Origin of the sequence: Alteromonas sp. D210916BOD_24, from assembly GCF_047159385.1 — a bacterium.
Lineage (GTDB): Bacteria > Pseudomonadota > Gammaproteobacteria > Enterobacterales > Alteromonadaceae > Alteromonas.
This window is the reverse complement of the sequence record NZ_AP038333.1, coordinates 2,971,164-2,996,432: the sequence shown is the minus strand read 5'-3', so window position 1 is coordinate 2,996,432 and position 25,269 is coordinate 2,971,164. Positions and strand designations below refer to the sequence as shown.

Annotated in this window: 16 protein-coding genes, 1 tRNA gene and 1 pseudogene; 7 read left to right on the top strand and 11 right to left on the bottom strand. The window is 44.7% G+C overall.

Annotated features, from left to right (window positions below; genetic code table 11):
• Nucleotides 1-425: 425 nt before the first annotated feature.
• Together ACMCM8_RS13070 and ACMCM8_RS13065 are read left to right on the top strand one after the other, a co-directional pair.
• The gene (locus tag ACMCM8_RS13070) at nt 426-3,263 is read left to right on the top strand and encodes a PAS domain S-box protein (RefSeq protein WP_412723055.1); all 2,838 of its coding nucleotides are present in this window, start codon (nt 426-428) and stop codon (nt 3,261-3,263) included.
• 239 nt (nt 3,264-3,502) lie between these two features.
• Nucleotides 3,503-4,591: a Gfo/Idh/MocA family protein gene (locus ACMCM8_RS13065; RefSeq protein ID WP_412723054.1), complete on the top strand. Its 1,089-nt coding sequence runs from the start codon at nt 3,503-3,505 to the stop codon at nt 4,589-4,591.
• Between the two features lie 37 nt (nt 4,592-4,628).
• Here the strand turns inward: ACMCM8_RS13065 and ACMCM8_RS13060 are convergent, their stop codons facing one another.
• The 3 genes and pseudogenes from ACMCM8_RS13060 to ACMCM8_RS13050 all read right to left on the bottom strand — a co-directional run bounded on the left by ACMCM8_RS13060 (nt 4,629) and on the right by ACMCM8_RS13050 (nt 7,974).
• Complete coding sequence (locus tag ACMCM8_RS13060) at nt 4,629-6,719, bottom strand: ATP-dependent helicase (RefSeq protein WP_412723053.1); 2,091 nt, start codon at nt 6,717-6,719, stop codon at nt 4,629-4,631.
• Nucleotides 6,720-6,944: 225 nt separating this feature from the next.
• Nucleotides 6,945-7,567: pseudogene (locus tag ACMCM8_RS13055) on the bottom strand (IS3 family transposase).
• A gap of 320 nt (nt 7,568-7,887) precedes the next feature.
• Nucleotides 7,888-7,974: transfer RNA gene (locus tag ACMCM8_RS13050), tRNA-Leu, on the bottom strand.
• Between the two features lie 304 nt (nt 7,975-8,278).
• On the opposite strand from ACMCM8_RS13050, the gene ACMCM8_RS13045 reads away from it, so the two are divergent.
• Nucleotides 8,279-8,863 carry an RDD family protein gene (locus ACMCM8_RS13045; protein ID WP_412723052.1) on the top strand — a complete coding sequence of 195 codons (585 nt, stop codon included), beginning with the start codon at nt 8,279-8,281 and terminating at the stop codon, nt 8,861-8,863.
• Between the two features lie 21 nt (nt 8,864-8,884).
• Here the strand turns inward: ACMCM8_RS13045 and lptG are convergent, their stop codons facing one another.
• The gene (lptG, locus tag ACMCM8_RS13040) at nt 8,885-9,946 is read right to left on the bottom strand and encodes an LPS export ABC transporter permease LptG (protein WP_412723051.1); all 1,062 of its coding nucleotides are present in this window, start codon (nt 9,944-9,946) and stop codon (nt 8,885-8,887) included.
• A complete protein-coding gene (gene lptF, locus ACMCM8_RS13035; RefSeq protein ID WP_412723050.1) occupies nt 9,947-11,047 on the bottom strand; it encodes an LPS export ABC transporter permease LptF in 1,101 nt (366 codons plus the stop codon). It lies immediately after the preceding gene.
• 262 nt (nt 11,048-11,309) lie between these two features.
• Between lptF and pepA the strand changes: the two genes are divergently transcribed.
• From pepA to ACMCM8_RS13020, 3 genes are read left to right on the top strand one after another with little or no spacing between them, the layout of a single operon-like run.
• Entirely contained in the window at nt 11,310-12,815 is a 1,506-nt protein-coding gene (pepA, locus tag ACMCM8_RS13030) for a leucyl aminopeptidase (protein WP_412727720.1), read from the top strand.
• A 6-nt stretch (nt 12,816-12,821) separates the two neighbouring features.
• Entirely contained in the window at nt 12,822-13,244 is a 423-nt protein-coding gene (locus ACMCM8_RS13025) for a DNA polymerase III subunit chi (protein ID WP_412723049.1), read from the top strand.
• A gap of 34 nt (nt 13,245-13,278) precedes the next feature.
• Nucleotides 13,279-16,053 carry a valine--tRNA ligase gene (locus ACMCM8_RS13020; RefSeq protein ID WP_412723048.1) on the top strand — a complete coding sequence of 925 codons (2,775 nt, stop codon included), beginning with the start codon at nt 13,279-13,281 and terminating at the stop codon, nt 16,051-16,053.
• 97 nt (nt 16,054-16,150) lie between these two features.
• Here the strand turns inward: ACMCM8_RS13020 and ACMCM8_RS13015 are convergent, their stop codons facing one another.
• The 5 genes from ACMCM8_RS13015 to ACMCM8_RS12995 all read right to left on the bottom strand — a co-directional run bounded on the left by ACMCM8_RS13015 (nt 16,151) and on the right by ACMCM8_RS12995 (nt 22,541).
• The gene (locus ACMCM8_RS13015; RefSeq protein WP_412723047.1) at nt 16,151-18,826 is read right to left on the bottom strand and encodes a hybrid sensor histidine kinase/response regulator; all 2,676 of its coding nucleotides are present in this window, start codon (nt 18,824-18,826) and stop codon (nt 16,151-16,153) included.
• Between the two features lie 46 nt (nt 18,827-18,872).
• Complete coding sequence (locus tag ACMCM8_RS13010; protein ID WP_412723046.1) at nt 18,873-20,156, bottom strand: ABC transporter substrate-binding protein; 1,284 nt, start codon at nt 20,154-20,156, stop codon at nt 18,873-18,875.
• 325 nt (nt 20,157-20,481) lie between these two features.
• On the bottom strand, nt 20,482-21,282 hold the full coding sequence (locus tag ACMCM8_RS13005) for a choice-of-anchor H family protein (protein ID WP_412723045.1): 801 nt from the start codon (nt 21,280-21,282) through the stop codon (nt 20,482-20,484).
• A 100-nt stretch (nt 21,283-21,382) separates the two neighbouring features.
• Nucleotides 21,383-21,784 carry a ribonuclease E inhibitor RraB gene (rraB, locus tag ACMCM8_RS13000; protein ID WP_412723044.1) on the bottom strand — a complete coding sequence of 134 codons (402 nt, stop codon included), beginning with the start codon at nt 21,782-21,784 and terminating at the stop codon, nt 21,383-21,385.
• A gap of 31 nt (nt 21,785-21,815) precedes the next feature.
• On the bottom strand, nt 21,816-22,541 hold the full coding sequence (locus ACMCM8_RS12995; RefSeq protein WP_412723043.1) for a 1-acylglycerol-3-phosphate O-acyltransferase: 726 nt from the start codon (nt 22,539-22,541) through the stop codon (nt 21,816-21,818).
• A 214-nt stretch (nt 22,542-22,755) separates the two neighbouring features.
• On the opposite strand from ACMCM8_RS12995, the gene ACMCM8_RS12990 reads away from it, so the two are divergent.
• A complete protein-coding gene (locus ACMCM8_RS12990; protein ID WP_412723042.1) occupies nt 22,756-23,895 on the top strand; it encodes an HD domain-containing phosphohydrolase in 1,140 nt (379 codons plus the stop codon).
• Between the two features lie 54 nt (nt 23,896-23,949).
• On the opposite strand, the gene ACMCM8_RS12985 is transcribed toward ACMCM8_RS12990, so the two are convergent.
• Nucleotides 23,950-25,257: an aspartyl protease family protein gene (locus tag ACMCM8_RS12985; protein ID WP_412723041.1), complete on the bottom strand. Its 1,308-nt coding sequence runs from the start codon at nt 25,255-25,257 to the stop codon at nt 23,950-23,952.
• Nucleotides 25,258-25,269 lie beyond the last annotated feature (12 nt).

Below are 25,269 nucleotides of genomic sequence, written 5' to 3'. Positions count from 1 at the left end.
TGAAGGGAGTCCTCAACGTGTTGAATATATTTAGTAAGCCTGAGAAGTGAAGCAACGTCATTAAAATGGGTGGACCACAAAAATAGTTAGTCTGACGGCACACAAAACAGCGCTTGAACGGTTAGTACTTCTTGGTGAGTACTTGTTAGACATACTCACGACCTTAAAAGACTTTTATCACACCAGCCAATTAGAAATTGTGTCTAACTCATTACTTTTGGTTGATCTCTGGGGAGTGAGGTGGTTAAAAACTAGGCCTGACTGTGCATACTTTAGCTTGGCCATTTTAACTAGGCTGTAATACATTTAAACGCAACGATGAAACGCAGTGGGACAGGCGACATTCATGATACCCAGCCTAAAATATTAGCTATATTGCATTATCTACTCTAGTATGATTTTTTCTGCATTTTTTTGAGAGCATTATGTCCGCATCAAATTGTCAGGCCTCGCCTTTTTTTGCTGGCGATATTCCCTTTCAGGCTCTGATAGAAAACATAACCGATGCGGTCATCCTGGCAAATGCAAAAGGCGAGGTCATTTACGCCAATCATCAGGCACGCGCCATCTGTGGTCTTCAGAATCCCAGCGATTTCGGCAGTTCTGTATTTAGCTTATTTCCTCAAGCGCACATGTCACAAATCACACAACAATTTGAACAAGCCCTTAATCACATCACTGCAGAGCCAATAGAGATAAGCCTTGGCGTAGAGCACTTGTGGTACAAATTGACGGTTTTCCCCGTCGCGTCAGAAATTGTAGGCTTTTCCTTTCACGACTTTTCGATGAGGCGCAGGTTACAGATAATTTCACAAGCTCAGCGGGATGCTATGAGATTGGCGTTGTCAGGCGCTAAACTTGAAGATGTGTTGTCAATATTGGTCAACGCTGTCGAAAAAGTGACTGACTTTCAGGCTGTAAGTGGAATATCTCTGGTAGCAGAAGATGAATTATCTTTGGTCTGTTCAGCGGCACCTTCCATGCCGGATGATATTAAGAAGCATTTTGACAATATTGTTATTAATGATGAGACACCGCTTGGAAAATGTTGCTTAACTCGCGATGTCATTAATCTACAAGTCAGTCCATCTTCTGATTTCAGTGTATTTTGTCAGTCAATTGAGCCTTTGGGTCTGCGGTCATTCTGGTGCCGTCCGATTTTATCTGCTGAAAGCCGCACGGTTTTGGGAACGTTTTGCCTGTTTCATCACGAGCGTCTTACACCATTACCGGATGACATTGACGTAGTAAACGCTCTGTCAAAAACAGCTGCGATCATCATTGAACGCAACAATGAAAATCGCGCCCGCCTTGTTGCGGAGTCGGCATTACTAGAAAACATTGAATCATTTAATAAACAGCGCAGGCTATATGAAACGGCTCTGTCGAATACGCCCGATTTGCTTTATATCTTCGATCTTGAAGGGCGCTTTACCTATGCCAACGATGCGTTATTGGAAATGTGGGGCCTGAGTTGGGATGAAGCAATTGGTAAAACCTGTCTAGAGTTAGGTTATGAACCTTGGCATGCCGACATGCATATGAGAGAAATTCAGCAGGTTATCGATACCAAGTTACCCATTCGTGGTGACGTGCCCTTTACGGGGACACATGGGCGTCGTGTATACGATTATATTTTTGTTCCTGTTATTGGTGAAGATGGGAATGTGGAAGCCATTGCCGGTTCAACTAGAGATGTTACTGAGCGCCAACAAGCAGAAGAGATGGTCAAGCGCGCCGAATCTCGAAGACGGCTGGCATTAGAAGCCTCCCATAGCTTTGGAATTTGGGACTGGGATATTAAGCAGAATATTTTTACTGCAGATGAGCGTTTGGGGGAATTGTTTAACCTTTCCGCTGAAGAGGCTGAACAGGGGGTTGCAATTGAAGTGCCCAAGCAGTACATCCACCCCGATGACTTAGATGCAAACAATGCTGCCATTCAGGAAAGTATTGATAAGGGAACGCCATATAATCAGGAATACCGTATCTTACAAAAAGACGGCAGTATTCGCTGGGCGTCTTTTAGAGGACGCGTTATCTATAACAGTGACGGGGAGCCGGAGCGATTTCCGGGAGTTGGTGTAGATACTACAAGGGAGCGCAACGCCATTGATGCGCTTCAAGAAGCTGACCGTCGCAAAGATGAATTTCTCGCGACGTTAGCGCACGAATTACGCAATCCATTGGCCCCCATCCGCAATGCGTTAGAGATTTTACAATCGGATGATTATAGCCACACCCAAAAAAGTGAAGCTTTTGGGCGCGTTGAGCGACAAGTGAATCAGATGATTAGGTTAGTGGATGACCTGATGGATGTGTCACGTATCACCCGAGGAAAAATTAAAATTCACCGCAAAGCGGTAAATTTGTGCGAGATTCTGGGCACGGCCATCGAAACCATTCAGCCCTTGATTGATGAAAAGCAACATACGTTATCAGTAGAGAAAGTGGCTACTCCCATATGGGTTAACGGTGATCTCATCAGGTTGTCACAAATTTTTTCGAATATTCTTAATAATGCCGCAAAATATACACCGCCTGGCGGCAGTATTGAGGTTCGTATAAACGCTGACGCTGAAAAGGTAACTATTTCGGTTCAAGACAACGGTGCAGGGATCCCCATCGATAAACAAGAAACTGTCTTTGATATGTTTACTCAGGTAGAAGGTGCACTAGAGCGGTCTCAGGGAGGATTGGGTATCGGGCTGACCTTAGTAAAAAGATTAACTGAAATGCACGATGGCAATGTAACTGTGTATAGCGAAGGGGCTGGAACAGGGACAAGATTTGAAGTGACGTTACCCACGATAAAAAATATGTCGTCATCTAACAGCACGCAGCGAAAGAAACCACAAGTAGCAAATAAAGCTATTGAAAAACTCAATGTTTTAATTGCGGATGACAATCAAGACGCCGCTATTACTATGGGATGGATTTTGGAAGCAAAGGGGTGTCAGGTAAAAGTCGTAGAAGATGGTCCATCGGCACTCAAGGCAGTGCAATCCTTTACACCCGATTTAATTTTGTTGGATATCGGTATGCCGGGAATGAATGGCTACGATTTATGTATTGCGTTGCAACAGGATAAATCTTTAGAACATGCCATCTTTGTGGCCCAAACGGGTTGGGGACAGCCATCACATATTCAGCGCTCAAAAGAGGCTGGGTTCGCTCACCACCTTGTTAAACCTCTTGATTTAAGTGATCTTGAACCTATCGTGGCAAGTGCCTGGCAAGCGAGAATAAAACGCGGGGACTAACGCTCGTTCATACTAACTCAAGGCCCGATTCCCCTTTATTCTGTTTAAATTTATACAACGCTTCCAGTGGTATGTTTAATCACGAAGGTGACAATTGTCCCTGCTATGCATCTGCAGAGCGTGCGCAAAGTCATCAGGTCGAATGTAATACGAAAAATCGTAATGCCGTTGTGATCTGCCTGAGCAAAAAAAAGGCTACTATAACAAGGCTCAGTTTAATTTATTAGCAGGGAGCTCCTATGTCTCATGCGACGCGTCGTCGATTCATAAAGTTGGCAGGTTCAGGCTTGTTAATAGCACACAACCCTCATTTACTTGCCCAGCCGCCTAAGAAGAAAATTGGTGTCGCATTACTCGGCTTAGGTAACTACAGTGCTAATTTATTGGCTCCTGCATTACAACACACCAAACATTGCGAACTGCGAGGTATTATCACTGGCAGTGAAGGCAAGATCCCGCAATGGCAAGCAAAATATGCAATTAAAGATGCTAACGTCTACACCTATGAAACCATGCATAACATTGCGGATAATGATGAGATTGACGTAATTTATGTGGTTACCCCCACAGGGACACATAAGGACTTTGCCGTTAAGGCTGCAAATACCGGTAAACACGTATGGTGTGAAAAGCCGATGGCGATGGATGAAGCTGAATGTCTGGAAATTATCCATGCGTGCAATAAAAATAAAGTGCAGTTAGCGATTGGTTATCGCATGCAACACGAGCCTAATACACGTGCGTTTCATCAGTACCTGGATACCATGCCATATGGGCAATTTACAGGATTATCGAGCTTTGCGGGTTATGCTGGTAGGGGGGGAGAAGCGAACTACTGGCGCATGCAAAAACACATGGGAGGCGGCGCCCTCTATGATATGGGCGTTTACGCGATTAACGGCGCGCGGTTTCTAACCGGTAAAGAGCCAGTTACAGTAACTGGAACCCAACCCGAAAAGCGCTTTCCTAACAAATTTACAGAAGTGGATGAGACCACACTTTTCACTATGGATTTTGGTGATGGGTTAGTGGCTGATTGTGGCACAAGCGTGGTTGAAGGGTTTAATTATTTGCAAGCCGATTGCGAAAATGGGTGGTATAAACTTTCACCTATGCAGAGCTACAGCGGAGTAACCGGCACCACTAGTGACGGGAAAAGGTTGCCACCGATAGAAGGCATGCAGCAAACGCTACAAATGGATAACGATGCATTAGCCATATTGACTGGACGTAAACCAATGGTGACTGGTAGCGAAGGGCTTGCTGATATTCGAATAGTGAATGCGATCTTTAAAGCTGCAGAAACGGGTGACACTGTAATGCTTTAAGGCAACGCTTATTTCCAATAGACGGTGAGTTAACGTTTTAATTATTCCACATTCCGAGAATGTTCTTCTTTATATCGGCTATTGCGCCCTTGGCAATCTTCTTTTCGCTGGCCGAAGCAGTGCGCTTAGGATATGCAATCGGTTCCATACAAGCACTAACAGCATCGGTAAAGAAACGGCTCTTGGCGCCGTATACATGCTTGTCTCCGAATTTTTGCTGCTCTGGCACCCAATATTTAAGGGGCTGGATTAAGTTAAGCTCATCTTTCGCTCGTGTTATGGCCACGTAAAGTAAGCGTCGTTCTTCTTCGAGCGCACGTTTATCACCCGCCGCGTACTCGTTGGGAAAATTGCCATCGGCAACATTTAACACGAACACATGCTTCCACTCTTGCCCTTTCGCACTATGAACTGTCGACAAGATAAGAAAGTCATCATCAAGTAAAGGTTTGCCTGCCAAATCCCCCGTGCTCTGCGGTGGGTCTAACGTGAGCTCAGTTAAAAATCGTTCTCTCGATGAATACTGCCCAGAAATCATTGTTAACTGTTCAATGTCGCCGTAACGTGTGAAATGATCGTCATAATTAGCTTCCAACAAATCTTTATAAAACTCTGCAATGGCGCTTGTTTGCTCGGTCCATGGAATATTGTTGTGGTGTACGTTATCTAGCAAATCTACAAGAGAAAGAAATGAAGGCTTCGCTGACTCTGAGAGTGCGAAGCTGCGCAATTTACCTAATGCAAAGTCGTGTTTTTCTAGAGTGTTAAACACTCTGTTAGCTATCTTTGGACCTATGCCGGCTAATAACTTAAGCACTCGAAAGGCAGATATTTTATGTTTAGGGTTATCTGCCCAGCGTAAAATGCAAAGCATATCTTTTACATGCGACGCTTCCAGAAATTTAAGGCCACCGTGTTTAACGAAAGGGATATTACGTCGAGTAAGTTCAAGCTCTAAACGATCGCTGTGATAACTTGAACGAAACAATACCGCTTGCTGTTTTAAATCGACCCCTTCTTCACGAGCCGCCAAAACTCGCTCAACAATATATTCTGCTTGGAACATGTCATTTTCAACGGTTACCCACTTAGGCATTGGACCGTTGTTACGTTTGCTAAACAACGACACCTTGTAGCCTTCATCACTTTCTGAAAGCAGGGTATTAGACAGGTTCAATATGCTCGGATGTGATCGATAATTTTGTTGTAGCGTTATCACTTTGCCAGGCAAGGAAAATGCGTTGGGGAAGTTAAGGATATTGTCCACCGTGGCCGAGCGAAATGAATAAATTGATTGGGCGTCATCGCCAACAACGGTAAGGCCTTCACCAGTAGGGAAGAAACCTTTTAGAATGCCTGCTTGAAGCACGTTGGTATCCTGATATTCGTCTACCAATACATTGTCGAATTGCTCTCTTACTTTTTGGGCTATGGCGTCAACCTGCGCCATGTGAAAACAGTAAAGCAGTAAGTCGTCATAGTCTAAAGTTAGTTGCTCAATTTTAGTTTTCGCATAGTGTGAAAAGAGTGTTTTCAGCTCCTCTTCCCATTCGCTACAGTAGGGAAAATGCGTATCAAGTATATGAATAAGTGGTGCTTGTGCGTTCACGCAACGAGAATAAATTTCCAGACACGTTTTTTTTTGGGGGAAGCGTCGATTTACCCCGCTAAAGCCAAGTTCGTGACGAATCAAATCAAGCATATCCGCGCTGTCGTTGCGATCCATAACCGTAAAGTCGGGGTCTAACCCGATTAGTGGTGCATGCTCTCTAAGTAATCGCGATGCAATAGAGTGAAAAGTGCCCATCCACGGCAGCGTGACCGGATGATATGCTTTTTGTTTTTCCCGTAACGTACGCTGAATAATGCGGTTCGCCCGTGAACTCAATTCCGCCGAGGCTCTTCGAGCAAACGTCATCAATAAAATTCGTTCTGGCGCCACACCACTCAATATTAACTGTGCCGTTTTGTGGGCAAGGGTGTTGGTTTTTCCGGTGCCAGCCCCTGCAATAATTAATAGCGGGTGGTGCTTTTCATTACCCAATTCCGTTTGGCCCATTGTGGTGCCGCTTAACCCGTAATTCACGGCTTCTTGCTGCTGTGGGTTTAATTCAGAATGAGAGAGCATAAAAAATCCTATTGAAAAGCACCTCAATAGGATAATGTAATGCACTGTATGTTTAAACAGTTTTTTGTGGTGTTGTTTTTGGGACAGAGGGCAAGGGAAAAACTTGGGTTTCTGTCTCACTTAAAATGTTGTGCGAGCTTGTAAATTTATTTAAGCCCTTTTAGCCAGTATTTGAAGTAGTTGAAGATAATTAGCAGTGATGTTCTCTGAATCTCCACCAATAAACTAGACACTTCCCAGCCGTTCTTGGTAACGGTTTTCATACTCTATCGGTGACAACATATTATTGGAACCATTTTTTCGTTTGCTGTTATAAAACATTTCTATGTAATCAAACACATCGCTTCTGGCTTCATCCCGTGTTGAGTAGATCTTGCGTTTGATCCGTTCACGCTTCAGCATCTGGAAAAAGCTTTCGGCTAGAGCGTTATCATGGCAATTTCCGCGTCGGCTCATACTGCCTTGCAAGCCATGAGTTTTAAGGAATGCCTGCCAATCGTTGCTGGTGTATTGGCTTCCTTGATCGGAATGCACCATCACCTGCTTTTTCGGCTGACGTCGCCAAACCGCCATCAGCAATGCGTTTAATACGATGTCTTTTCTGATTTGGGAATGTCGCGCTCTTCAGTGGCCCGTTTTAGTTCTTTTTGCAGGCGTTTAATCTCTGCATGCGCCTCCGATAGATCATTGTGTTGTTTGTTATCAGGGCCATACTTCTTCACCCAGGCATATAGGCTGTGTGTGGTGATATCTAGTCGCTTAGCAACATCAGCGATGGAATGATCGCGATCAACAACTTGTTTAACCGCTTCGATTTTGAATTCTTCAGGATAGCGTTTGCTGCTCATAAGCACCTCTCTTTTGAGTTGGTTTATCTAACTAAGAGGTGTCTAGGAAACTAGTGGCGATTCAAAAGTCGGTTTCAGTATCTGCTTCTAAGAGAAGCTATGGCCCCAGTGGGCGGGCTTTGATTGGACCGACACTCGGCCGACACGCTAGCGTGGCGATTTGTTAAACTTTAGGCACAAAAAAACCAACTAAAAAGTTGGTTTAATGTTTGGTACCAGTGGGCGGGCTTTGATTGGACCGACACTCGGCCGACACGCTAGCGTGGCGATTTGTTAAACTTTAGGCACAAAAAAACCAACTAAAAAGTTGGTTTAATGTTTGGTACCAGTGGGCGGACTTGAACCGCCACGCTATCGCTAGCAACGGATTTTGAATCCGTCATGTCTACCAATTCCATCACACTGGCATTGTGTATGGTTATCAACGTGATGTCGATGCATGGCATTATAGCGATGCGGCGCTTCTATACAACAACTTTTTATGCTTTTTATGTTTAAGTGCTGAAAGATTGCCCAAAGGTGCTTTGTCGAATACATCCTCACTGTTCATTATTAAGAATACTTGAGAGCGGTAGTTAAAAAGGAGGAGGCTTTGGTATTTCTCAAGATAGGGTTAATTATAAAATGGCATTTAGTATTGCTTAGTCTGTTTAAGCCATCCAGCGCTTGTGTCAGAATATACCTTGTCATTTTTGAAGCGAAGAGAAGCCCGTGGCGAGACACGATAAGAAAGCTAAGCACAAGTCCTCATCATCAAATCATCCAAAATGTATCAGTGATAAGTACACGGCCAATTCAGAATCTGAAAGTGCCTCACTTCAGCGAGCAGGATTCCTGCGGCGCTTGTTGGCAATGGTGTATGACACGCTGGTGGCCGTTGCAGTTGGCATGTGTGCAGCCATGGTGATGATAGTCACGTTGGTGGTGATGCTTAAAAACGGCGCATTGGATTTACAAGGCTATGCAGAGCCCGCTGACCTTATTCAGGCGTCCACTGGGTACAAACTTCTCATTCAAACTTGGGTAGTGATATGGATTGTGGGGTTCTTTTTGTGGTTTTGGAAGCGTGGAGGCCAAACATTGGGCATGCGCGCCTGGCGTCTGCGTATTTATAGCACTGTTGAAGAGCCAATGACGTGGCCCCGTTTATTTATTCGTCTTGTAGCATCGTTAGGTGGGTTAGGTACGTTGTTAGTCTTATTTGATTTCAAGAATAAGCAATCGCTGCAAGATAGATTGGCAAAAACCGAAGTGTTAAAACTTTCCAAGGAAGCCAATGATCACAAAAGTTGGTAGGCGAATAGGCTAGGGCGCTAATTAACGCCTTAGCATAATTCCTGCAATGCCCGCGAAAAGCAAACTTGGTAGCAACGCGCCCAGAAACGGAGGAAGTTGGTACACAAGGCTGACAGGGCCAAATACTTCATTAAGAATAAAGAAACCAAAGCCAGTCAGCACACCCATGATGACTCGAGCCCCCATGGTGACACTGCGAAGCGGGCCAAAAATAAACGAAAGCGCCATTAGTAGCATGACACCTACCGAAAAGGGTTGAAATATCTTTCTCCACAGCGCTAATTGATAGCGAGAGGGGTCTTGTGCATTGTTTTCTAGATAATTTACATAGTCGAGTAAACCGCTAATCGAGAGTGCTTCAGGCTTAACCGCTACAATACCTAGTTTGTCAGGGGTGAGGGTAGAGTTCCACCGCATGCGCTTTGTGCTGTCGATATTTACTTGTGTTTCACTAAATTGCGTGACTTCCACCTGACTTAACCACCAACCATCGCCGTCAAATGCGCCATTTTGCGCGTAGGTAATACTTTCAAGTGATAAATCTTCATTAAAGTTAAAAATGCTGACGTCTTTCAGTGAATCCTGACTGAGTACCTGTCCAATACTGACAAACCTATCACCGTCTTTCGCCCACACCAATTTATCTGAAGAAAATAAACTACCGCCAGATATCGCTTCGGTTCTGAGCTGTTTTGCCTTTGTCTCGCTAAACGGCGTAACCCACTCACCAATGGCCATCACGACAACGATCATGAGTAGAGTAGACTTCATGGCAGAGTTTATAATATTCCAACGACTCATCCCCGCCGCTTGCATAACAACAAGCTCGCTATTACTTGCCAGAAGGCCCATTCCAATCAGTCCGCCCAACAGGGTTGCCATAGGAAAAAACTGCTCTAGATCGCGCGGAAGGCTGAGTAGAACATAGATAAATGCCGCCAGCATGTCGTAGTCGCCTTCGCCAATTTTACGTAATTGTTCGACGAATTTAATCAAGGCGCTAAGACCAATAAGTACACTTAATGTCACAGTGATGGTGCCTAACAAGGTGCGGGCAATATATAAATCGAGGATCTTAAACATCTATTTTTTCCCCATTAGCCAGGCGCGCAGTTGTGTACCGGTTTTTCTGTCTCTCACAATAAGCGCAATACCGATAATGAGCATAATGGTGTGCACCCACCAAAGACCAAGTTGAGGTGGCATTTTGCCATCCTCCAATACCCGTCGGCTTGCTAGCAGCAAAAGGAAGTAGCCCAAATAGAGTAAAATGGCCGGAAACATCTTTCCAAATCGGCCTTGACGCGGATCTACAGCACTTAACGGCACGGCGATGAGCACCAAAAAGGGAATTGAAAGAGGGATTGCGATCCGCCATTGAAGCTCTGCCCGTGCTTCAATACTGTCATTTTCCCACAATTCACGGGTTGGCAGTACGCTGACTTTGCGCCGTGTTTCGTCGGCGGGTTTATCGGCTATTTGAATTTGGTATTCATCAAATTCTACCTTTCGGTAGGCCTTTTCGGATTGTTTCCCTTCGTACTGTACACCTTGTCTGAGTACCAAATTTCGCGTACCGTCAGGATTATTGGCAACTTCACCCGTTTGCGCATACACCACTCGCACTTCACTCTTGCTGTCATCCAGTTGGTTTTGTGACAAGAACACCCGTTGTAAAGAGTCGTTATTGTCTACGTCATGAACAAAGATGACCGCTTTTTCATTTCCGGTTTGTTGGAATCTGCCAGGCATTAATGCAGATAAACCTGCCTCACTGCGCGCTTTTTCGCGCAATTGATATTCGTTTTCTGCCGCAAGTGGTGCGAAGTATAATGTAATAGCACCAGTCACTATCATGATAAGCACCGATAGAAATAACATCACGCGAGTGACATACCATTCACTGATACCACAGGCGCGCATAACGGTCATTTCACTGTCTACATACAACCTGCCGTGGGCCAGCATAATGCCTAAATAGGCACTAATGGGTAGAACAAGAGATGAAAGCATCGGGGCATATAAGCCCAGAAAGCCAAGCACAAGCCCCGCGGGAATATCACCGTCAGAGGCATCACCTAAAACGCGTACAAATCTCAATGTGACAAAAATAGCCATTAAGATGAAGAAAATCGCTAACTGAGATTTCAGCGTTTCCTTAAGTAAATAGCGGAATATCAGCATCTCAGTCCTTCCGGAAAATTAGGAATTTTAGTGAAAGAATGCACAATTTTGTTTAAACTTACCGTTTTTACAAGTTTTGCCTGCAATCATAAACCGTTTGCATGGTGTTTTGACGCAAAAGTAGCCTATATTCATAGGTGCTTACGCGATAATTGCAGTGTACTAAAAAGTTATGCTGTGTATTAAACCATAAAGCAGCGCGAAACGTTACGTGATTTTAGTCATCGTGCAAACCATAAACGACGAAAAGCGAGGTGATATCGTGGAGTTTAGTGTAAAAAGTGGCAGTCCAGAAAAACAACGCAGTGCCTGTATTGTTGTGGGTGTCTTTGAGCCGCGCCGCCTGACGGCAGTGGCTGAACAACTAGACGAAATCAGTGAAGGTTATATTAGCAACTTATTACGCCGTGGCGATCTGGAAGGGAAAGCTGGCCAAATGTTGCTGTTACACAATGTACCTAATGTGCTGAGCGAGCGCGTCCTTCTGGTTGGTTGTGGTAAAGAGCGCGAGCTAGACGAGCGTCAGTATAAAAACATTATTGCGAAAACCATTCAGACTCTAAATGAAACGGGGTCAATGGAAGCAGTGTGTTTCCTTACAGAGCTTCACGTTAAAGGCAGAGATACATACTGGAAAGTGCGCCAAGCGGTAGAAGCGACAGAAGATACGCTATACACCTTTATGCAGCTTAAGACTAAAAAAGGCGAGCCACGTCGTCCATTGCGTAAAATTGTGTTTAACGTGCCTACACGTCGCGAACTTACCGTTGGTGAGCGTGCTGTAGAACATGGCTTAGCCGTATCGCGCGGCGCTAAAGTCACCAAAGACGTGGCGAATATGCCACCGAATATTTGTAATCCTGATTATCTGTGGCAACAAGCACAAGCATTGGCTAGCCAGTACGACAGTGTTACTGCAGAAGTGGTTGATGAAACCCAAATGGCCGAACTCGGTATGCAAGCTTATCTGGCAGTGGGTCGTGGTTCAGACAACGAAAGCATGATGAGTATTATGCATCACCGCGGTGGCCCTGCTGATCAGGCGCCTATTGTGCTTGTGGGTAAAGGGCTGACCTTTGATTCAGGTGGTATTTCAATAAAGCCTGGCGAAGCTATGGATGAAATGAAATATGACATGGGTGGTGCAGCAGGCGTACTCGGTACCATGCACACGGTGGCTGCACTGAATTTACCGATCAACGTTATTGGCGTGCTAGCGGGATGCGAAAACATGCCCGATGGTAAGTCATATCGCCCAGGTGATATTTTAACAACCATGTCTGGTCAAACCGTTGAAGTGTTGAACACCGACGCGGAAGGCCGCTTGGTATTGTGTGATGCATTGACCTATGTTGAGCGATTTGAACCAGAGTTAGTTATCGATGTAGCGACTCTGACTGGTGCGTGTATTATCGCCCTTGGCCATCACGCTACGGGTGTAATGAGCACACACAACCCACTTGCTCACGAACTGCTTAATGCCTCAGAGCAAAGTTCTGATCGCGCATGGCGTTTGCCGCTTTGGGACGACTATCAAGAGCAACTTGAAAGCCCGTTCGCGGATATGACTAACTTAGGTGGTCGTCCAGCAGGGTCAATCACGGCAGGTTGTTTCTTGTCACGCTTCACTAAGAAGTACAATTGGGCGCACCTTGATATAGCAGGTACGGCATGGCGCAGTGGCAAAAATAAAGGCGCGACAGGTCGTCCTGTACCAATGTTGTCTCAGTTTTTGATGAACCGTGCTCAAATCAAGCTAGAGGACTAATCATTCATGCCTCAGGTCATATTTTATCAACTTACCGATAGTGATAATGGCGTGGCAGGCCACGCCAGCGAAGTGATTGCATCCGCATACGCGAATAAACAGAAAGTTAGCGTATTGTGCGATACTCAAGCACAGGCAGAAGAAGTTGATGAATTACTGTGGCAATTGCCGGCAAATCGTTTCGTTCCCCATAATCTTTTTGGAGAAGGGCCGCAAACGGGGACGCCGGTAGAAATTTGTTGGCAACCGCAACAGGTTGCCAGACGACAGATGGTGGTGAATGTGGGCTCCGGTATGGTGCCCTCACCTAACCAGTATCGTCAGATTATCGATTTTGTACCCGTGGACGATAATGCCAAACAGGCCGCGCGGGTTAGATATAAAAACTATCAGCAAGCTGGGTGCAATATGCAGTTCAAGTCTGCATAAGCAATGTGCCTTGGCTTCAAATTGAGAGTGTGTAATGGATAAAACCTTCGAACCGCAATCCATCGAGCAGCAGTGCTATAAGTCATGGGAAGATGCGGGTTTATTTAAAGCTTCAGGTAGCGGCGACCCTTATTGTATTTTGCTGCCGCCGCCTAATGTAACGGGTAGCCTTCACATGGGCCACGGTTTCCAGCAAACCATTATGGATGCCCTTACCCGTTATCACCGTATGAAAGGTGACAATACCCTTTGGCAGGTGGGTACTGACCACGCGGGTATCGCTACCCAAATGGTGGTAGAGCGCCAGCTCAACGCTGAAGGCAAAACCCGTCACGACTTAGGTCGCGAGGACTTCATCAAAAAAGTGTGGGAATGGAAAGAACACAGCGGCGGTACTATTACAGGCCAAATGCGCCGTTTAGGTACGTCACCTGACTGGTCTCGCGAAGTGTTTACTATGGACGAAGACCTGTCTAAAGCCGTGACAGAAGTGTTCGTGAAACTGCACGAAGAAGGATTGATTTACCGCGGTAAGCGTTTGGTTAACTGGGACCCCGTGCTTCACACTGCGGTATCTGACCTTGAAGTATTAAACGAAGAAGAAGACGGCCACATGTGGCACATGCGCTACCCACTAGCAGATGGTAGCGGTGAGCTAGTGGTTGCCACTACGCGCCCTGAAACTATGCTAGGTGATACAGCGGTTGCGGTACATCCAGAAGACGAGCGTTATCAAGGCTTTATCGGCAAAGAAATTAAACTACCGATTACTGGCCGTCTAATTCCCGTTATTGCCGATGACTACGTAGACCAAGAATTTGGTACAGGCTGCGTAAAAATTACGCCTGCCCACGATTTTAACGACTACGACATGGGTAAGCGTCATAACCTGCCTATGATTAACATTCTTACCGACGATGCGAAAATTAACGATGATGCGCCAGAGGCGTATCGCGGTTTAGATCGCTTCGACGCACGTAAGCAAATAGTGGCCGATTTAGACGCGCAAGGCGCATTGGTTAAGATTGAGCCGCACAAGCTTAAAGTGCCGCGCGGCGACAGAACTGGCGCCGTTATCGAACCATACCTAACTGACCAGTGGTATGTAGCGGTTGAGTCTCTTGCAAAGCCTGCTATTGAAGCCGTTGAAAGTGGCGAAATTCGCTTTGTGCCAGAGAACTGGAACAAAACCTACTACCAGTGGATGCACAACATTCAAGACTGGTGTATTTCACGTCAGCTGTGGTGGGGACACCGCATTCCGGCGTGGTATGACGAAAACGGTAACGTTTTTGTTGGCCGCACAGAAGAAGAAGTACGTGAAAAGCACAACCTTGGCAGTGACGTTTCACTTACTCAAGACGACGATGTACTAGATACCTGGTTCTCAAGTGCACTATGGCCGTTCGCGACCATGGGCTGGCCAGAAGAAACGCCAGATCTAGAAACCTTTGTACCATCTTCAGTACTGGTAACGGGCTTTGACATTATCTTCTTCTGGGTGGCCAGAATGATCATGATGACCAAGAAGTTCACCGGCAAAATTCCGTTTAAAGATATTTATATTACCGGTCTTATTCGCGATGAGAACGGCGATAAAATGTCTAAGTCGAAGGGCAACGTACTTGACCCGATCGATTTGATCGACGGTATTGATCTTGAGTCTCTCGTGACGAAACGTACTGCTGGCATGATGCAGCCTCAGCTTGCTGAAAAGATTGCTAAGCGTACTCGTAAACAGTTCCCTGACGGTATTCAAGCCTACGGTACAGACGCACTGCGCTTTACGTTTGCCGCCATGGCGTCAACCAGTCGCGATATCAATTTTGATATGGCCCGTGTTGAAGGCTACCGCAACTTCTGTAACAAAATTTGGAACGCATCGCGCTTTGTATTGATGAATACAGAAGAGCACGATACCGGTCGTGACGGCGGCGAAATGGTGCTTAGCATGGCCGATCGCTGGATTTGGGCGAAGTTCCAACAAACGCTGGTTGAGTTTGAAAAGGCGCTTGAAGACTACCGTTTCGACATTGCTGCGCAAACGGTTTACGAGTTTACCTGGAATCAGTTCTGCGACTGGTATCTAGAGCTGACTAAGCCTGTGCTTAACAATGACGACAGCAGCGAAGCTGAAAAGCGCGGTACACGTCATACACTGATTAACGTACTAGAAAGCTTGCTTCGCTTGTTGCACCCGCTAATGCCATTTATCACCGACACTATCTGGCAGCGTGTGGTGCCGTTAAGTGCGCTTAAAGTGGAAGAGGGCGCAAGCATCATGGTTCAGGCATTCCCTGAAGTGGATGCAGCGAAACAAGACGATAAAGTACTTGCCGACATTGAGTGGGTGAAAAAGTTTATCGTGGGTATTCGTAATATCCGTGGTGAAATGGACATCTCGCCAAATAAACCACTGAATGCCTTACTTAAGAATGTAAGCGATGAAGACGCGCGCCGTCTTGACGCAGCTAAGGCGTTCTTAGATAAGCTCTCTAAGCTTGAAACCGTAACTATCTTAAAAGGCGGTGAACAAGTGCCAGCCAGTGCAACAGCGCTTGTGGGTGAGATGGAAATTCTTATCCCAATGGCGGGTCTTATCGACAAAGATGCAGAGCTTGCCCGTATTACCAAAGCCATGGAAAAAATTGAGAAAGATGTTTCTCGTACCCGTGGCAAGTTAGGTAACGAGAAGTTCGTCAGTAATGCGCCAGAAGCCGTAATCGAAAAAGAGCGTGCTAAGTTGGAAGAAGGTGAAAAAGCCTTAGCTAAACTTAACGAGCAGTTCGAGACAATTAAAGCGCTGTAACTGAGCATGGGAGCACAGTAAGGTTACCCTTCCCGCATCCCTTCACAATTAAGCGTTTTAAAAGGCGTTAAAGGGTTACCTATTGGTAACCCTTTTTTTAATTCAACCCTTTACTGAGATAATCACTTAACACGGCTATCAAAGACTTTTGCTTAATGGGTTTCGTCAAATAATCATCCATTCCCGCTTCAATGGCGATTTGTTTGTCTTCTTTCATGGCATTTGCTGATAACCCAATGATGGGGATGTCTGAGAAACCTTTATCTCTTAAGTATGTGGTGGCCTCAAAACCGTCCATTACGGGCATTTGCACATCCATAAGAATGAGATCATACTGCGGCGAATTCTCGACCTTTTGTACGGCCTGCTTACCGTCTTCGGCGATATCAAAGGTCAACCCCAAATTGGTTAGCATTTCACCGGTAACCAGCTGGTTAATATTATTATCTTCGACAAGTAGAATGTGACCTTCTAGTGTTACTAATTCATTGTCATCATCAATACTATGAACTTCGAAGTCATTGTCTCTATTAATAACTTGATTAACAAAGCGTTCAAACTGTGCCGGTGTGAACGGGTGCATGATTAATGGGCCTTTCCATAATGACGCGTACTTTGATTGGAGAGCACTGCCGGCACTCTCTATTACGAGCCCAATTGATTTTCCTTCATCGAGAAGCTGATTTAGCCAACTGATGTTTTTTCTAAACTCACTAAATTCCGGGATATCAACGATAAAAAAGTCAGGTAAAGAGGCCATCTTCTGGGCTTGAACCATAGACACTTGGGATGTGGTAGGCAATTGTATTTGGTGGCAATAGCTCTCAGGTAACAGTGGCAAACCGGTGATATAAAGACTACCACGGGGGAAATGAGGTAGCTGGGCAAGTACGCCATTTTGGTTCTTAAATGCCTTAAGGGGTAAGGTCACCTCAAAGGTGCTGCCTTTACCTAGAGTAGAACTGGCATTTAGCGTGCCCTTCATCAACTCTGTAAGTTGACGAACGATGGCAAGCCCCAGTCCTGTGCCACCGTATTTTCGGTTGGTTGAACCATCTGCCTGGGTAAATGGATTAAAAATCTTTTCCAGTTGCTGCTCATTCATTCCGATACCGGTGTCAGTAATACGCATAGTGAGCTTTAATAAGTTACCTTTCTCACTGAGTTCGCCTTCAAACTCAATATTGATGCGACCTTGCTCAGTGAATTTCACCGCATTGTTGCCAATGTTCATGATAATTTGCGCTATGCGTAGTGGGTCGCCGATGACTTGCGGCGGTATATCAGGAGCAACGGTAAAGTGAACCGAAAGGTTTTTCTCTTTTGCGCGTAGTGCAATAACAGCAATAAGGTTGTCAAACAGGGAATGCAGCGAAAAGCTGACTTCTTCAATTTTTAATTTACCTGCTTCGATTTTAGAAAAATCGAGAATATCATTAATAACACTGAGTAATATTTGTCCAGAATAGGCTGCCTTATCGAGGTAACCTTTCACAGTAGGATTCACAGCCTTTTGCTGTGCAAGCTCTATTAACCCAATTATGCCATTCATCGGGGTGCGAATTTCGTGGCTCATGTTGGCTAAAAACATGCTTTTTGATGCTGTTGCTTGCTCTGCTTTCAATTTCGATTCGGTAAGCGCTTTATTGAGTGATTCAAGTTGGGCATTCATATTCTGCGCTTCAGACAATAATTTTTCCGTTTGCCGGTTTTTGTCGCTGAATACCAAGGCAGCCTTTGCGAGTTTACCTATTTCATCTTTTCTGCTGCTGCCTGGAATGTTCGATATCTGCACGCCTTGCGACAGCTTGTTAAATACTTCGGTTATAGAACGGATGGGCACCAGGATTCGAACCGTAGTGAAAAGTGCGGCCATCAGTGCCAATAAAATTGAGATAAGTGAAAACAGTTCACCTCGTTGTTGTGTACTTTTGGCAAGTGCGTATGTGCGTTGCGTAATTGCTTGTGAATCAGTAGTCACTTTGTTAGCAAGGTCGCCACTTAAGTACAAAAACTCGTTCGCGGAACCTGCCATTACCACATTCACTAAAAACAGGTTTCCCTGTGTAATTTGGGTGAGTTTAAAAAAGTGTGTTTTGGCTTTTTCAGTAATACGTAAAACTTTTTGAGTGGCAGCACTATTGGATGAAAAAGGTAGAGCTCGTAGGGAATCGATAGCGTCGTTAAATACCTTTATAAAAACCATGTCAGGTTTAGACATGTACTTCAGCATCGCGTTTTCGGCTCGGATGAGAAATGAGAGTGCATCCTGTAAGGTTTTTTCATCGATGTTGTTCTGGGCGCGTGCATTTTCTATAGCGCTCTGTAACACAGCTAGATCGGACAAGGTTCCATCGGCAACCAGATTATCTCTTTCAGTATGGGCATGAACGACCTGATTAAAGTTATCTTGATAAGCCGATAAGTGCTCACGCATTCTTCTTAGTATAAAATCACCTTCAGCATCACTGTCGGAAGTATGTACTTCTGCCAATTGATCCAGTTTGGTGTCGATGGTCACCATCAGTCTACCAAACCGGGTGATGGCCGATTTACTGGCATTCTCTTTAAAAATAAGAACGTTGCGCTGTAAATCCACAACATCTCGTTCCAATTCTTTCACCAAGCCAACATCGACAACGGATTTGGCAGCTGATGATATGCCCCTATTGAGTACGGCTTGATTTTCACGAGCTATAAAGCCTTGAGCCAATATAAGGGCGATTAGTGCAACCAGTACTGTGATGAGTTGGATTCGAATGGACGACAACATTAAATAATTAGGCCTTTTCCTATTTTTATATTAGTAGTGGGCAAGCTTAAGAGGTAATGAACTCATACCATTTTTGTAAACTGTATTCATAGGTGGGCATTACCGTGTTCCATACCGCTACGTTACTGAAGCGTTCTTCATAACTACCACCTGTTCGTTGAGCACCTTTTTGCACGCTTACTTTGCCATCCGTGCCTCTCAGCGGCTCTGAAGCCACTTGCCCTTTATACCAATAATTCCATTCGGCTTCTGACAGATATTGTGCAGAGCGTTCGGGATTAGAGATATAATATCCTTGTCTAGCGATGAAGGCACCGGGCCATCCTGATAGCCACCAATTCATATATTCATAGGCCACGTCTTTACTTCTTCCTTCACATGAAGATGATAGACACATGACACCATGCCATCCTCTGTAACCTTCTTTGGGCGCTGCAAAGGTGACAGGAATATTTTGCCCATTTAAGGCGGATACCGCCGGTGAAAACATACTTTCAATGGCAGCTCGACCGCTTTTCATAAATTGAACTGATTCGGGAACCGAAGTCCAAAATCCGCTAAAGTGGTTGAGTTGTGTAAGCTCTATCAAGACGCTAAATAAATCATCCAATTCCGTTTCAGTCATGGCGCCAATGTCATTAAACCGCACAAATCCTTTTGCTTGTGCTGCAAGGGCCAAATCGAATAACCCGATGGTAGGATCATTGACAATAGCCACTTTGCCTGAGTAGCGGCTGTCTAATAACCAGCCCCAACTTTCAGGTTCGTTGCTTAGCTCTTTAGGAAGTTGGTTTTTGTCGTAACCAAAAGAATCAACATTATGTACGTAAGGTAAGAAGCTGATTTTATCTGTGTGCCTCTCTCCTAAAGAACCATCATCTTGAACGTTAATGATTTTGTGAGGGGCATCACCTGCTCCCATACGGGCATTTTTGGTAAGTATCCCCGTCTTGGATAAGTTATTAATTTCATCCCAATATTGAATTCGTTGTTTTTCGATAGGCTGGATTGCATGAGCCCGCCACAACACATTTATACTGTTTGACCATTGTTCATAAAGGTCAAAAGAGGCAGGGTTCATAGACGCTTTTTGAAGAACCGTGGCGCTACCACCGGGGTCAAATACAATGTTGATGCCTAAGTCTTCCATTGCGCGTTGGCGGAGAGTTTCTTGCAGCGTAACGTGAGTGCCCATTACCCTTAAGGTAGGTTTAGGCTTGCCAATCGCAAACGGAGTAACGCCAGCCGTGATCCCCAGTGCTGCACCCCCTTTAATAAAACGGCGGCGATTGGAGGAGAAAAAGGCGGTTGTGGTGTTTCGCTGCGGCATTAACACTAGTCCAAAAATCTCGTTTAGCTTGTTCTATTCTGGCATCTATTTCAGAGAGTTACCAAAAAATTATAACGGCTTTGCAAAATTAATTTATAAGTAAAGTAACGTTTTGTAACACCAAAGCTTTGAAACAAGACAGTAAGTTACGCTGTTCGGGAACAAAATGATCGCATAGTGGCTAAAACTGCACGAAAAAAAAGTTTACTCACTCAGGAACAATGAGATTGTGCTGACGGCAGCAAATAAATGCACACAGGTAGAATGCCAAACGCGATATTGAAGATCGCGTTTGGGGTGAAGAAGATAAACGCTGTGACCGATATTACCTATTTAATATACGTCTTATCACTACTACGCCACAGATAAATATAAGAGACAACAAACTCCAGGTACCGCCGTGCTCTTCCACGATGATTACTCTGTCTTCGATAACATATTCATTATTTTCACTTTCTAAAGGAACGTAAGCGAGGGCTGCATCATCATATCCGTCGGTGAATGTTACTAAGGTTTCAGAGTCTGCATCGTACAATTCGAGCAAAATATCGTAATCATCTGAAGGAAAACCGGAAACCAACGTGCTTTCTATCGTAAAAGTATCGGTAGAATCTTCCCCATATATGTAAAACTCTGATGACACGTGAATGGCGTCATAGGTTCCATTTCTGCCCAGGTAAAGCACAGCATAGACAGGGGCACTCGTAAATATCGTGTCAGCGTCAAACTCCACGGAAAACGTTGAGTGATAGCCATCTGCGTCTAAATCGCTGTGAAGGGTCACCCAGGTTTCGTATATCCAATACTCGTTTACACTGTTTACCGTTATGCTGTTGGCACTTTTACTCACACCCATATACTTGTGTTCACGGGCTGTTTTATCAAAGGCATCGTGTACCTCTTCGCTCTCATCACTCACAGAGCTACTATGCTCAGTATCGTGTTGCGATGACGGTTTCGTCGCAGATTTGATTGCAAGCGCGTCATAGGGCTTGTCATAGCGAAACTCTTTAGACGTAACAGATAGTTTGCTTGAGCTTTCTTGCGCGTTAGCTGCCGACGGAGTAAGCACGGGCAACAGCGCTATTGCAGAGAGTGTTGCGAAATAAATGAGGAAGGTTTTCATTTGTGCATCCTTTTCCAATCAATAATGACAGGGTCATTGTTGACGGAAAAAGATGAACCAAAGCTGAAGGGTGACTTAATGTGGCCTAATGTCGACTTGATTAGTCGTCGTAAAAATCGTCGTCGTCCTCTTCAAAATCGCCCTCTTCACGAGGCTCAAAATACGTTCCCCAGCCGTCATAAGTCACGTTTTGTTTATCGGCAATTTTAAGTAAGACGTCGGTATCGGCATTAAGCTGCTCAATGTCGAGCTTGCGTTCTATAATAGCATCGAAGCAAAAAATAGTTTCACCGTCATCTAAAATTAGCTCTTCTGCATCGGTCACTTCAAAACCGGCTTTAAAAGCATCTACAGCTGCCTTTTCTAATACATCGAAGTCACTGCTGGCAAGGTGATGCTCAATGGTGTAGTCGGCATCCGCCTGGCTGCCATCTTCAAGTAAAGCGTCAATGGTTTCTTGATTGAACTCGTACCACTCTTCTCTTTCATCAAACTGGTTCATGATAAGCACTCATAAAAAATTTGCAGCAAGTTTACCTGCTTTTCTCAAGTTCATCGACCTGAGTATTAAGTTGTGCAAATTTTTGTTTCATTTCGTCGTTAAAGAAGTTCATCCACCCTTTTATTGAGTGTGCTTCACTCAATGGCACTGGAGCAGCAATATCAATTAGAACAACACCATTGTCCCAACGATTCCACTTCACTTTTTTATGCAAATTACTGGCAGTGACCATCACTACAGGCTCATTGGTGGTTTTCGCCAGCCTAAAAGCGCCTTGTTTGAACGGCAGGATGCCGCGGCCGTAGCTACGTGTACCTTCAGGGAATAGCCATACTGAAGTCTTCTTTTTGGCAATGCGATTGGCGGCGATATCTAAAGTATTACGCGCTTTGCCTGAATTTTTCCGGTCGATAAGGATGTTGCCAGAAAGCCAGTATATCAGGCCAAAGACGGGGATCCATTTCAGGCTTTTTTTTCCTATGGTGACTACACCAGGGAGTGCAGCCTTACAGATCGTAATGACATCGAAGCTATTTTGGTGATTCGCAATAAACACATAGGGTTCGTTAATTTTTACCTGAGGATCTTTTTGTACGACTATTTTTAAGCCCACAATTCGCGCCATTAACGAATAAAGTTGACCTGCGATATGAACATTATTTTGGTGAAAGGGGCGCACCAGACAGATGACGAGTAAAACCAGATTTATCAATAAAAAAGCACAAAAAAGTACGGGAACGCGTAATAAAGCTATCAAAACAACTCCTAGATACAAATGTCGCGCGCAGTATAGTAGAAGTTTCAGCGTACACTTGTCCGATGAGTTTTTATAATAAAAACGACAAAAATCATATAAGAGATTATCCTTTAGCATTAAATTGGTGGGTTTCTCTACTCATGGGTGAGGAAATTTTGCCAATACCTGTTTACAATCAAAATAAACCTAAGCGAAATTTAACTCGGTAATTTATATGCAAACATTTACTCCAGATGACCTAGAAGAAGATATTCTCAATGACCTAATGGAGGAAATAAACGAACTCTATGAAGCGAGTGAGCAAACACTTATTGAGTTGGAGTTACGCCCAGAAGACAATGAGTTACAGAGAGCGCTTTTTCGTTCTATTCACACCATTAAAGGAGACTTGGGGCTAGTCAACTTCTCTCCCATGATCCCTTTATTACAGCACGTTGAAGACCTCTTAGATTATCTTCGAAAAGGCCAGGTGGCATACACCAGTACAATGAGTGATCTGGTGCTACTCACCATGGATCGCGTAAAAGCCTTTGTTGAAAACGTGATGTCAAACGGCACGGCTGAATATGACGACACACTGCATGAGCAGCTCGTACTGGCTATCTCACGCGTTACTCCTGACAACAGTGATGAGCACGAAAAGCGGCTTACTGAAGCGGTGTTACTGTTAAACCCTGCATTGGACGTAGTAACGGATGGCGATGATCCGCAAGCTGTGCAGATAAAACCACCGACACTTGCCGCTACGGGTATCCCCAAAGAAATCAGCAGTGAGAAAAAACAAGATATATTGTTTTTCCGAGATTTGATGCAGAGCATTGAACGTCGCTCTACTTATTGGTCTGGAAGGGGCGACCGTATAGCAAAGTTAGCAATGTATATTAACGATGTGGCAGGTAACCCAGTAGATAGCGACCAACTTGCCGTTGCCAGTTATGTGCACGATTTTGGTATGGCGTTTATGCCGCTAAAACTGCTGCACAAGGGTGACGGGTTAAGTGAAATTGAATTTAACCTGATGCGATCCCACGTATACAAGAGCGCTCGGTTATTAGAGCACCTTGATCAATGGGATATGGCGAGAAAAATAGTTATGCAACATCACGAGCGCACCGATGGTACGGGCTATCCACTGGGCATCAAAGAAGATGATATATGTGAGGGCGCAAAATTGCTCGCCATTATTGATACATACGACGCCATGACACACCCCCGTGCGCATAATGAAGACAACGTGTTGTCAAAGAAAGATGCCGTCATTGCTATCAATAGAAGTGCAAAAGGACAATTTAGTATGAAGTGGGTACGTAGTTTCAATAAAGGTATGACAGCACTGTTAACTAAAGGGCAGTAAACACTGCCCTTAACTTGCCTTTTTAATTGTTAGCTGACTTAGAGTGCATCCACATCAAATTCTTGAATCAAGCCGTATTTCTTTACAGAGTTTCTGGTTTTTGAATTCCCAACAAAGTGGCACTGTTTCTCTTTTGGGGTGACTTAGCGCCATTTGCAGTTTATCGAAGCTTTCATGGGTAACCGGCTCTCCCTCAAATTCAGTGATGATACTGTTGATTGGAATATTGGCCGCAAATGCCCCGGTATCTTCAGCTACGTCTAAGACAATGGCACCTCGTGAATGGGGTAGCAAGCGAAGGCCAGAACGATTTGTACCTATAAAGGAAGTAAATTGCTTGTTGGGTTGGTACCAAATGCGTTCTGTAGAAAAATCAAATACTGTGTTAAATCGTTTCAAAACTTGATTACCCAGTACCCCGTCGCTTCCGTCTTGCGAATTACTCCCTTCAAATCTAAAGAATGTGGGCAGATGATCAAACGTGGTGTCACCAAAAAAGAATTGAGGTAGCAAACCCACATGGTTAGTCGAATCCCCTTGAATTCCGGTACTTGTAGCTACAAAGGTTTTATAGGGCAACGCAAAACGGTCGTTTTGGGCAAATAAGCTCAATGTACCTGTCGAGCCAGTATCCAGCATTAGTTTTACCGTTATCAGTTTTCTTCTATCGCGAAGTGTCGTGGTGAAGTAGGGCGTATTGCTCTCTACAAGCATTGAGACTTCATGCCACTGCTCGGTGCGATAAAGCGCCCTGCTATTCTCGTCGGGTTTGGTAATTATCAATTTCTTAGTCTCGTGGTTTATCTCTACAAGACAACAATTAAAAAAGTCAGCGCCAAGTACACCGTCGAAATAAGTTTCATCTATACTGCGAAACGGCATTGCGGATGTTGGTGCGTAAATTACCGATAGATCAGAGATAGAAAACCCACCTAATTGAATATGGGCGTCGTGCACGATGTAAGCCGTCGGCGCCATACTGCTTCCAGCTCCCCCTATCGTGATTGGCTTATTCGTAGGTAACTTTAGTGCATTGGTTTTATCGGTTTCGGCAATGACTGTGGCAGCTGCGCCCGAGTCTAGTACAAAAGTCAGGGGCGTGGTTTTGTTAACTATCACATTCACCAAAATGTGGTTATTGAGCATAGTAAAAGGCACCACGGTTCGAGTGATGGCGTCATCTACGAGTTTTTTGTCTGCACTTTGCCACGCAATTTTCGCATTCTCATTTTTCCACTGGAAGGTTGCCATGTCCCAAATGCGACATCCTGGCAGACCAATGAGCAGAGTCGTAATCAGTATCCAACGCAGATCACTGCGTTTACAGCGAAAATGTAGCGCTTCATTCGTGTGATTCATCATAATAATAACCTC